This is a genomic window from Streptomyces longispororuber (genome assembly GCF_024448165.1).
Lineage (GTDB): Bacteria > Actinomycetota > Actinomycetes > Streptomycetales > Streptomycetaceae > Streptomyces > Streptomyces longispororuber_A.
This window is the reverse complement of record NZ_JAMOLN010000297.1, coordinates 1-9,656: the sequence shown is the minus strand read 5'-3', so window position 1 is coordinate 9,656 and position 9,656 is coordinate 1. Positions and strand designations below refer to the sequence as shown.

The following is a 9,656-nucleotide window of genomic DNA, read 5'->3' as shown; positions in this document are numbered from 1 at the left end:
GCCGGATCCGGGCATGAGGGCCTGAAGCGCGTCGAGCGCCAGCTGCACGGAACCGAGGTGGGCGGTGACCGCGGCCAGTTCCCTCTCCAGCGCCTGCTTCTGGATCTCCAGCCGGGCCAGGTCCTCCTGGAGGCTCTCGGCCGTGCTCTCGATGTTCCGGGCCGTCGGGGTCACGGAGACCATGGGTTCCTCTCGTCCTCAACCCCTTGTCCTGGCGGGACCGCTCGATGTCCTGGCCCGCCACCCGGCGCGGCACCGGGGGGATGCTGCCGAACATCATAGGCAGCGGTCCCACCGGTGCGGGAACAGAGTGGGCGGGCCCACGGAGAGCACACCGTTTCTCGCGGACCGTCAGCGACAGCCCGTGTGTGAGGGGGCGAGCCCCCCGTCGCTCCCTTCACACACCGGTATCCCGGTGGCACCGGGCCCGGCCACGGACCGCGGCAGCCGTCGGATCTTCTCGGACACCGCGCGGATCTGGGCGTCCACCTCGTCGATCGCCTCTCGAAGCACACTCAGCCGTCCCTCGAGGACGGCGGCCTCCGCGGCGAGCGAGACGGTGACGGCAGCAGTGTCGGCAGCGGTGACGGCAGCGGTGTCGGTGCGGGGGTGGGTGTCGGCGTCGGTGTCGGTGTGGGCGTCGGAGTCGGTCGGACGGTCGGCGCTGCGTGTCATCCTCGTGCCCCTCCCCTGAAGTGTGTCCCGGCCATGCTCCTCCTTCGTCGCGGCGGCGCCCTGGTCAGAGAGACCACCGCGAACCGTCGATACCGCATTGACCGGGTAGCGGCGGAAGCTGTGACAACTGTCGTACGGCTGCTGCGTCACGGCAGTTCGCGGCGGGTAACGTTCCGTGCGGAAGGGGGAGCCGGTATGGAGCACATCGGTGACACCGTGCCGCTCGCGGAACTGCTCGACGAGCGGCGGCACCTGGTGGAGGTCGCGCGCTGGATGCTGGGCAGCCGGGTCACGGCCGAGCGCGTCACCGACGAGGCGTACCGGGAGTGGTACGGACTGTCCGACGGTGAGCGGTCGCGCATACGGACGCCGCGCACCTGGCTCACCCACGTCGTGGGCGGCCTCTCGCTGGCCCGGCTGGCCCCGCTCGGTCCGGACGGCGAGGACCGAGAGGACCGCGGGGACCGTGAGGCCGCTGACACGGAGGGTTCCGCACGCCGCCGGGGACCGTACGGCGACGGGTTGGCGGGCGAGGTCAGCGAAGTGCTGCTGCGCGCGGTGAACACGTTGTCACCGGCGCAGCGCGCCGCGTTCGTACTCGACGGTGTCTTCGGAGCGCCGACGCCGACGCCCACGGCTCCGGGCGGCGCGGTGCGATCCCAGCCGCCCGCGGCCGACCCGGCGGACCCGGCGGACACAGCCCTGCGCGGTCTGCGTGCCCGGAGCGGCCGGCCCGCATCACCGCGTCGGCAGGAGGAGACCGCGCGGGCCGTACGGCAGGCGTGCGCCGACGGGGACCACGAGGGTCTCGTGGCGCTGCTGGCCGACGACGTCACCGTGTACTTCGACGGCGGCGGCAAGGTCCGTACGCAGACCAGGCCCGTCACCGGCGCCGCCCCCGTGGCCCGGAGCCTGCTCACTCTGCTCTCCGCCCAGCCGCGCACCACCGTGGACACGTGGCCGGTCAACGGACGCACCGGTCTGGTCGCCCGCCACGACGAGCGGGTGGCGGCAGTGATCACCCTCGACCTGGTCCGGAACCGCGTCGCCCAGATCTGGGCCGTCCTCAACCCGGACAAGCTGCGCTCGTGGAACAGGCCTGTCACCAAACGCAATTGACGATTTGTCAGACAGTGCTGAAGGCCACCTCACGCAAGCCCGAGCCCGAGCGGGAGCCCGCACGGGAGCGGAGGAGCGCGGCGATCTTGTCCGGGCTGAAGACCCACATCACCTGATGGATGCCCCGGCGCGTGGCCGCGACGGTCATGAACGTGGCGGGCCGGCCGTCGCGGTACAGGACGACTCCACCGCGGCCGTTGGCCTCGACCGTCTCGACCTCGACCGTCGGCCAGAACCGCGGGAAGGCGGTCGACAGGTTCGCCACGCGGGCCCGGCCGATGACCGGAACGCGGGCCGCCCCGCGCCTGCCGTTCCCGTCGGACAGACTGACCGCGTCCGAGGTGAGCAGCGCTTCCAACGAGGCGATGTCACCGTGCCGGGCGGCGGTGACGAACGCGTCGAGCAGCCTCCGGTGCTCGACGGCGTCGACACTGTCCCGCTGGTCCTCGGTGAGGTGCTTGCGGGCCCGGCTCACGATCTTGCGCACGTTGACGGGGCTGAGCCCCAGGATCCGCGCGATGTCCGGATAGGAGTAGTCGAAGGCCTCCCGCAGGACGTAGGCGGCGCGCTCGGTCGGGGGGAGCTTCTCCAGCACCAGGAGCAGGGCGAGTTCCAGTGCTTCCGCCCGTTCGGCGCCGGCCTGCGGGTCGTTGCTGGTGTCGATGGGTTCGGGCAGCCACGGACCGATGTAGGTCTCGCGGCGGACCCGGGCCGACTGGGCCACGTTGATGGCCAGTCGGGTGGTGGCGCTCGACAGGAAGGCGGCGGGGCTGACCACCACCGTCCTGTCGGTGCGCTGCCACCGCAGCCACACCTCCTGGACGACGTCCTCGGCCTCCGCCGCACTGCCCAGCACGCGATAGGCGATGCCGAAGAGACGCGGCCGGAGCTGCACGAAGACGGACACGGCCTCGTGCAGGTCGCCTTCCATGGGGATCGCCTCTGGATGCATGTCCTTCGGCCTCCGTTTCCTGTTGCCGGGTTCTTGGCGGAGGCGATGCGCAGGCCGGGACTGCCCGGGCTCCGGTGCGTGGTCCCGCGGGGCACCTCCGTTCCAAGAGACCGCGCACACGGATGCTTCGTTACAGGTTGTGGGACAGGTTGTGGGAGAGGTAGTGGGGCAGGTTGCGGGACACACCTTGTGTCATCGCTTACTCGACGAGCTTTCCTTCGGTGGAGACCTCCGCCATGAGCGCGGCGATCTCTTCGGGGACGGGGGGAATGCTCTCGTGGCTGACACCGGTCGTCGGCGACCAGACGAGGTTGACGCGGAACGCGGGGTCCATGTCGGGGAAGTCGCTGCGGTTGTGGCAGCCGCGGGTCTCCCGGCGCTCCAGTGCCGCTTCGAGCGTGGCGCGGGCCGCCAGGGCGGCCGACTTCAGGTCGAAGGCGTGGGCGAGGTCCTGGAAGCCGGCGATGTCGGGGTGGACCCCGACGTTCTCCATGCGCTTCTCGATGAGGTCCAGCTCCGCCAGACCGGCGCGCAGACCCTGCTCGTCCCGGACGACGCCCGCGTGCTCCGTCATCGTGTTGCGGATGGCGCGCTGCAGGGCGCGCACGTTCTCCGGCCCGTCCGCCGCGAGCAGCTCGTCGACCTCGGCGCGAGCCCCGGCCACGGCGGAGGCGCTGCGGGGCTGTGCCGTGAGCGACTCCGAGTAGGCGGCGGCGGCCTGACCGGTGATGCGACCGTAGACCAGGAGCTCGATGAGGCTGTTGCCGCCGAGGCGGTTGGCGCCGTGCAGTCCGCTGGACGCCTCACCGATCGCGTACAGGCCGCGCACGTCGGTGCTGTGGTCCTCGGGGCGGACCCAGACCCCGCCCATCGAGTAGTGGGCGGTGGGCGCCACCTCGATGGGATCACGCGTGATGTCGAGCATCTGCAGTTCGAGGAGCGTCTGGTAGACCCGGGGGAGCCGCTGCATGATCGTCTGGCGGGGGAGGTGCGAGACGTCCAGCCAGACACCGCCGTTGGGCGTGCCGCGCCCCTCCTTGATCTCCGTGTACGAGGCCAGCGCCACGCGGTCGCGCGTCGACAGTTCCATGCGCTCGGGGTCGTAGCGGCTCATGTACCGCTCGCCGAGCGCGTTGCGCAGGATGCCGCCTTCGCCCCGGGCCGCCTCGCTGACCAGGGTGCCGGCGGCGTTCTCCGGCTCGATGATGCCGGAGGGGTGGAACTGCACCAACTCCGGGTCGCGCAACCTGGCCCCGGCCTCCACCGCCAGCCGGAAGGAGTCGCCGGTGTTCTCGTCGCGGCGCGACGACGTGCGGCGCCAGATGCGCGTGTGACCGCCGGCCGCCAGGATGACGGCGTCCGCGTGGATGAGGTGGCGGGTGCCGTTGTCGAGGTCGAAGCCGTACGCGCCGAACACCGCGCCGTCGTGGGTCAGCAGCCGCGTGATGTACACGCTGTCGAGCAGCGGGATGTCCAGCTGGCTCGCCCGCCGGACGAGCGTGCGCTGGATCTCCAGGCCCGTGTAGTCGCCGGCGAAGGCGGTGCGCCGGAACTTGTGCGCGCCGAAGAACCGCTGGGAGATGCGGCCGTCCTCCTCGCGGGCGAACGCCATCCCGTACCGCTCCAGGTCGTCGATCCCCAGGGCCGCGCCCTGGGTGACGATCTCGGCGGTGCGCGGATCACCCAGCAGATAGCTCTCCTTGAGCGTGTCGGCCGCGTGCTGCTGCCAGCTGTCCTCGGGATCCATCGTGGCCAGCGCCGCGTTGATCCCGCCGGCGGCCAGTGAGGTGTGGGTGTCCTCCTTGGCACGTTTGCCGACGGCGATGACGTCGACGCCGGCCTCGGCCAGCTCGATCGACGCCCGCAGGCCGGCTCCGCCGGTGCCGATCACCAGCACCGTGGTGGACAGCCGTTTCTCGGTCATGGCCACGATCACTCCCGTCGTTCTGGGTGGGTAACGGACAAGTGACCAGGGCGGGCGCCGGTTTGTGACACGCGTGTCAGCATGGTGCACACCGTGGGTGTGCGGGCCTCACACCTTCCGGCCGGCATCTCACCGACGGCCCCGGAGCGCCACGGCCAGCAGCTCCGAGTCGGCGCGGCCCGGGAGGGGGACGAACCCGTGCGGGGCCAGTTCGCCGACGAGTCGGGCGCGCGTCGCGGGCCACATCCAGAACGTCTCGGTGTGCTCCCGCAGCATGTCGTCCGCGGTCCTGACCCAGTAGTCGGCGCGGGTGCGGATGCGGTAGCCGGCGGCCGACATCGTCATGCGCCCGCCGTAGACGTGCGCGCCGACCCGCTTGTCCGTCAGCAGGCGCACGACCGTGCGGACCGGAAGCCGGGCCGGCGGCAGCTGCACGAACAGCGAACCGCCCGGGGTGAGGGCCCTGCTGATCGCGGACCACAACCTCCCGCGTACGGCGGGTGGCAGGCAACCGATCATGTTGTGGCAGACGGCCACGTCCGCGACTGCGTGCAGCGCCGTCTCGTCCAGGGGGTGCGGGTGCACGGTCACCCGGTCCCGCTGCTCGGCGGGCAGGGTGGCGAGCCGGGTCAGCAGCGACGTGCGCATCGCCCTGGCCGGCTCCACGGCGTGCACGTCGGCCCAGGAATCGGCCAGCGCCAGCATCGTCACCCGCCCGGTACCGGCCCCGATGTCCAGCACGCCGCTGCGGGCCCCGGCGATCTCACGGCCGTACAGGCGGCGGACCCGCGCCTCGTCCTCGTCGGCCTGCAGGATGTCGTAGAACTCGGCGGTCACCGCGTAGGAGTCGGATTCCTGTCGGATGTTCGGCGTTCTGGTCATGACAGTGTGCATGTCCCACATGACAACGTCTGGGCATAGTGTGTGACACGGGGATGGCAGTCGCGCACCGCTGTCACAGATGCGGACGGTGCGCAGTCAGATCTCCGGACCCGTTTGGTGGACCCGTCTCCGGACCCGTCGTCGGCCCCTCCTCGGGCCGTCCCCGGCCCGCGTGACCGGACCGGTCCCCCTTTCCCGCCGGCGACCCCGCCGCGCCCCAGGTCAGTGGCCCCATGGCCGATCACCGACCCGCCGGCCGGCCGAGCGCACCGGCCCCGAAACCGTCGTCAGAGCGGAGTACGTCGTCATGACCGCGCGATCCCCCCAGGTATGGCTGCCCGCACAGTTCGGCCGTCTCACCGAACTGCCCCCGGGCCTCGACTACGCCCGCTGGGACGGCCGTTCGGCCTTCCCGACGGACCCGGCGGAAGTGGAGTTCTACGTGCCGCCCCTCACCAAGGACATCGACGTCATCGCCGAACCGCTCGCCCGGATGACACGGCTGCGGGCGGTGCAGGCGCTCAGCTCCGGCACCGACGAACTGAGGGCGGCACTCGACCGGCTGCCCCGCGAGGTGACCTTGTGCAGCGCGCGCGGAGTCCCCGCCGCCGGCACGGCGGAACTGGCCCTGACACTGATCCTCGCCGGCCTGCGGGGCATACCGGAATCGCTCCGCGCCCAGGACCGGGAGGACTGGGACACCCGGACCCACTCGACCCTGTACGAGCGGTCCGTGCTCATCGTCGGCCACGGCGCCGTCGGCTCCGCGCTGGAGGAACTCCTGGCGCCCTTCGGCTGCGTCGTCACCCGCGTCGGGCGCGCGGACAGGGCCGCGCGGCAAGGGCCGGTGCACTCCGTCGCGCACCTGCCCCGGCTCATCGCGGACGCCGACGTGATCGTGCTGTGCACTCCGCTGACCCCGGCGACCCGCCACCTCTTCGACGCCGGACTCCTGTCCCGCGTCAAGGACGGCGCCCTGCTCGTCAACGTGTCCCGGGGCGCGGTCGTCGACACCGACGCGCTGCTGAAGGAGGTGCACGGCGGCCGGCTGCGGGCCGCCCTCGACGTCACCGACCCCGAGCCGCTCCCGCCGGGGCATCCGCTGTGGACCACGCCGGGCGTACTGATCACCCCGCACGTCGGCGCCTTCACCCCCGACCTGTGGCCCCGTCTCGAAGCGCTCGTGCGACGGCAGTTGGCCCGGTTCGCCGCAGGTGAGGAGCTGGAGAACGTGGTCACACGCTGACGTCGGGCCGCACGACGGTGTCACACCTTTGCCGCCTCATCGGTCTTGATTGGGACAGCAGTTCATGAATGCACCGGAACAGTGCAGTCGGTGCAGTCAGTACAGACGGTGCGGGCAGCGCAGTTCTGGATGAATCGGCTCCCCCGGGTGCGACGCGGAAACGAATGGTGACGAGATGGGCAACGAGAGCGGGCCGGCCGAGCCGGAGCCGGAGCGGGGGCGCGGCGGGGAGCGACTCGCCACGTGGGTGGACGGCCGGACGGGCCTGCGGGGGCTGACCCGCTCCGCGCGCCGCCTCGTCTTCCCCGACCACTGGTCGTTCCTGCTCGGCGAGATCGCGCTCTACAGCCTCGTCGTCCTGCTGATCACGGGTGTCTACCTCAGTCTCTACTTCCACCCGTCCGCCGACCTCGTGGTCTACGACGGCCGGTACGTGCCGCTGCGGGGGCAGTTGGTGTCCCAGGCCTTCGACTCGACCCTGCACCTCTCCTTCGACGTCCGCGGCGGCCTGCTCGTCCGCCAGGCCCACCACTGGGCGGCCCTGGTCTTCGTCGCCGCGGTCTTCGCGCACCTGCTGCGGGTGTTCTTCACCGGCGCGTTCCGCAAGCCGCGCGAGCTGAACTGGGTGCTGGGGTTCCTGCTCCTCGTCCTGGCCATGTTCGCGGGCCTGACCGGCTACGACCTGCCCGGCGACCTGCTGTCGGGAACCGGCCTCCAGGTGGTCAACGGCACGCTCCTGTCGATCCCGGTCGTCGGGACCTACCTGTCGTTCTTCCTCTTCGGCGGCGAGTTCCCCGGCGAGGACCTGATCGCCCGCTTCAACACCCTCCACACACTGGTCATCCCCGCCCTGATCGTCGCCGTGCTGGTCGGTCACCTGGCGCTGGCCGTACGGCACCGGCACACCCAGTACCCCGGGCCGGGCCGGACCGAGAACAACGTCGTCGGCCTGCCGTTCGCGGTGCATGCCGTCAAGTCCGCCGGCTACTTCTGCTTCGTGTCCGGCGTGATCTTCTTCATGGCCGCCGTGGCCCAGATCAACCCCGTGTGGGACTACGGGCCTTTCCGCCCCGACCAGGTCTCCGCCGGATCCCAGCCGGACTGGTACATGGGCGTCGCGGACGGCCTGCTGCGCGTCATGCCCGGCTGGGAGATCGACCTGTGGGGCCACACCCTGGCCCTGGACAACTTCCTGCCCCTGCTGGCCGGAATGCTGCTCTTCCTGGCGATGGGCGCCTACCCCTTCCTCGAAGCCTGGGTCACGGACGACGACCGTGACCACCACCTCCTGGACCGTCCCCGCAACCGCCCGGTGCGCACCGCGCTGGGGGTGGCCTGGCTCAGCGTCTACGCGGTGGCACTCGTCGGCGCCGCCAACGACGTGATCGCCACCCAACTGCACGTCAACGTCAACTCCGTGACCTGGACCGTGCGCATCGGCCTGTTCGTCGCCCCGGTCCTGGCCTTCGTGATCACCAAGCGCCTCGCCCTGGCCCTCCAGCGCAGCGACCGCGACAAGGTGCTGCACGGGCGCGAGACCGGCGTCATCAAGCGCCTGCCGCACGGCGAGTACGTCGAGGTCCACGAGCCCCTCGACCAGGCGCGGTTGCACACCCTCACCGCCCACGAGCAGTACCGGCCCCTGGACTACGGGCCCGATCGGAACCCCGACGGCCCCGCGCCCGCCCGCACCCGCCGCCTGCGCGTCGCGCTCAGCCGCGCCCTGTACGGCCCGGGCACCCAGATCCCCAAGCCCTCGCCGGCCGAGCGCAAGCAACTCACCGGCCGGCACCACCCCTGACCTGCCCGGCGCCGGCCGAGTGGCCGTCCGCCGACACCCCACCCGCTTCCCGCCCGGGAGACGCGGGCCCCGACCCCGCCCGAAAGGCAACCGACATGGACCGTACTGCCCGTACCGCGCGTACTACCCGTACCTCGCGCACCAACCGGACCCGCACCGGACTCACCGCCCTCGCCACGGCCAGCATCTTCGCCGGCCTGCTCGTCACCACGACCGGCCCGGCCGCCGCCGACAAGGGAGTTGCCGACAAGGGAGCCGCCACCCAGGCGCCCAAGCCCACCGTCGTCCTGGTCCACGGCGCGTTCGCCGACTCCACGAGCTGGAACGACGTCATCCGCAAGCTGCGGCACGACCGGTACCCGGTGGTCACCGTCGCCAACCCGCTGCGTTCCCTGACCGGCGACGCCACCTACCTCAAGGAGGTCCTGGCCGGCATCGACGGACCCATCGTCCTGGCCGGACACTCGTACGGCGGCTCGGTGATCAGCAACGCCGCCACCGGCAACGACAACGTCAAGGCGCTCGTCTACCTCGCGGCCTTCCTCCCGGACAAGGGCGAGAGCGCCGTCGACCTGTCGGGCAAGTTCCCCGGCAGCACCCTCGGCGACGCGCTGCGTCCGGTGCCGACCACGAACGCCGACGGCTCCCAGGTCAACGACCTCTACATCCAGAACGACAAGTTCCACCACCAGTTCGCGGCGGACGTGCCCCGCAACGAGACGGACCTGATGGCCGTCACCCAGCGCCCCGTCACCGACGCCGCCCTCGCCGAGGGCGCGGCCGAGCCCGCCTGGAAGACCATCCCCTCCTGGGTCCTGGTCGCCACGCAGGACCTCAACATCCCGCCCGCCGCCCAGGAGTTCATGGCGAAGCGGGCCCACGCCCACACCTCGAAGGTGAAGGCCTCCCACGCGGTGAGCGTCTCGAAGCCCGGGAAGGTCACCGAGGTCATCGAGGACGCGGCCCACGCGGTGCGCTGACGCCTCTACGAGACGGATCCCGTGCGGACGGGCGCGCTTGCCGCGCGCCCGTCCGCACGGCTCTTCGCGGTGTCACA

At 71.5% G+C, this 9,656-nt stretch carries 8 protein-coding genes and 1 pseudogene; 4 read left to right on the top strand and 5 right to left on the bottom strand.

Going from position 1 to position 9,656, the window contains the following annotated elements:
* Positions 1-183: pseudogene (locus M4J07_RS44255) on the bottom strand (hypothetical protein); the annotation flags it as partial.
* Positions 184-351: 168 nt separating this feature from the next.
* Positions 352-675, bottom strand: coding sequence for a hypothetical protein (locus M4J07_RS44250; RefSeq protein WP_255982335.1), 324 nt, complete (start codon positions 673-675; stop codon positions 352-354).
* Between the two features lie 195 nt (positions 676-870).
* On the opposite strand from M4J07_RS44250, the gene M4J07_RS44245 reads away from it, so the two are divergent.
* Positions 871-1,794: an RNA polymerase subunit sigma gene (locus M4J07_RS44245; RefSeq protein ID WP_255982333.1), complete on the top strand. Its 924-nt coding sequence runs from the start codon at positions 871-873 to the stop codon at positions 1,792-1,794.
* 7 nt (positions 1,795-1,801) lie between these two features.
* Here the strand turns inward: M4J07_RS44245 and M4J07_RS44240 are convergent, their stop codons facing one another.
* From M4J07_RS44240 to M4J07_RS44230, 3 genes are all read right to left on the bottom strand, one after another.
* Positions 1,802-2,746, bottom strand: coding sequence for an RNA polymerase sigma-70 factor (locus M4J07_RS44240; RefSeq protein ID WP_255982331.1), 945 nt, complete (start codon positions 2,744-2,746; stop codon positions 1,802-1,804).
* A 199-nt stretch (positions 2,747-2,945) separates the two neighbouring features.
* Positions 2,946-4,670, bottom strand: coding sequence for an L-aspartate oxidase (locus M4J07_RS44235; RefSeq protein WP_255982329.1), 1,725 nt, complete (start codon positions 4,668-4,670; stop codon positions 2,946-2,948).
* A 129-nt stretch (positions 4,671-4,799) separates the two neighbouring features.
* Complete coding sequence (locus M4J07_RS44230) at positions 4,800-5,552, bottom strand: class I SAM-dependent methyltransferase (protein ID WP_255982327.1); 753 nt, start codon at positions 5,550-5,552, stop codon at positions 4,800-4,802.
* A 307-nt stretch (positions 5,553-5,859) separates the two neighbouring features.
* Between M4J07_RS44230 and M4J07_RS44225 the strand changes: the two genes are divergently transcribed.
* The 3 genes from M4J07_RS44225 to M4J07_RS44215 all read left to right on the top strand — a co-directional run bounded on the left by M4J07_RS44225 (position 5,860) and on the right by M4J07_RS44215 (position 9,579).
* Positions 5,860-6,798: a 2-hydroxyacid dehydrogenase gene (locus M4J07_RS44225; protein ID WP_255982325.1), complete on the top strand. Its 939-nt coding sequence runs from the start codon at positions 5,860-5,862 to the stop codon at positions 6,796-6,798.
* Positions 6,799-6,973: 175 nt separating this feature from the next.
* Positions 6,974-8,599, top strand: a complete 1,626-nt coding sequence (gene qcrB, locus M4J07_RS44220; RefSeq protein ID WP_255982323.1) for a cytochrome bc1 complex cytochrome b subunit — start codon at positions 6,974-6,976, stop codon at positions 8,597-8,599.
* Between the two features lie 95 nt (positions 8,600-8,694).
* Positions 8,695-9,579, top strand: a complete 885-nt coding sequence (locus M4J07_RS44215; RefSeq protein WP_255982321.1) for an alpha/beta fold hydrolase — start codon at positions 8,695-8,697, stop codon at positions 9,577-9,579.
* Positions 9,580-9,656 lie beyond the last annotated feature (77 nt).

Coding starts and splice junctions, on each gene's coding strand:
- M4J07_RS44250 (WP_255982335.1), bottom strand. CDS start 675: ATGACACGCAGCGCCGACCGTCCGACCGACTCCGACGCCCACACCGAC.
- M4J07_RS44245 (WP_255982333.1), top strand. CDS start 871: ATGGAGCACATCGGTGACACCGTGCCGCTCGCGGAACTGCTCGACGAG.
- M4J07_RS44240 (WP_255982331.1), bottom strand. CDS start 2,746: ATGCATCCAGAGGCGATCCCCATGGAAGGCGACCTGCACGAGGCCGTG.
- M4J07_RS44235 (WP_255982329.1), bottom strand. CDS start 4,670: ATGACCGAGAAACGGCTGTCCACCACGGTGCTGGTGATCGGCACCGGC.
- M4J07_RS44230 (WP_255982327.1), bottom strand. CDS start 5,552: ATGACCAGAACGCCGAACATCCGACAGGAATCCGACTCCTACGCGGTG.
- M4J07_RS44225 (WP_255982325.1), top strand. CDS start 5,860: ATGACCGCGCGATCCCCCCAGGTATGGCTGCCCGCACAGTTCGGCCGT.
- qcrB (WP_255982323.1), top strand. CDS start 6,974: ATGGGCAACGAGAGCGGGCCGGCCGAGCCGGAGCCGGAGCGGGGGCGC.
- M4J07_RS44215 (WP_255982321.1), top strand. CDS start 8,695: ATGGACCGTACTGCCCGTACCGCGCGTACTACCCGTACCTCGCGCACC.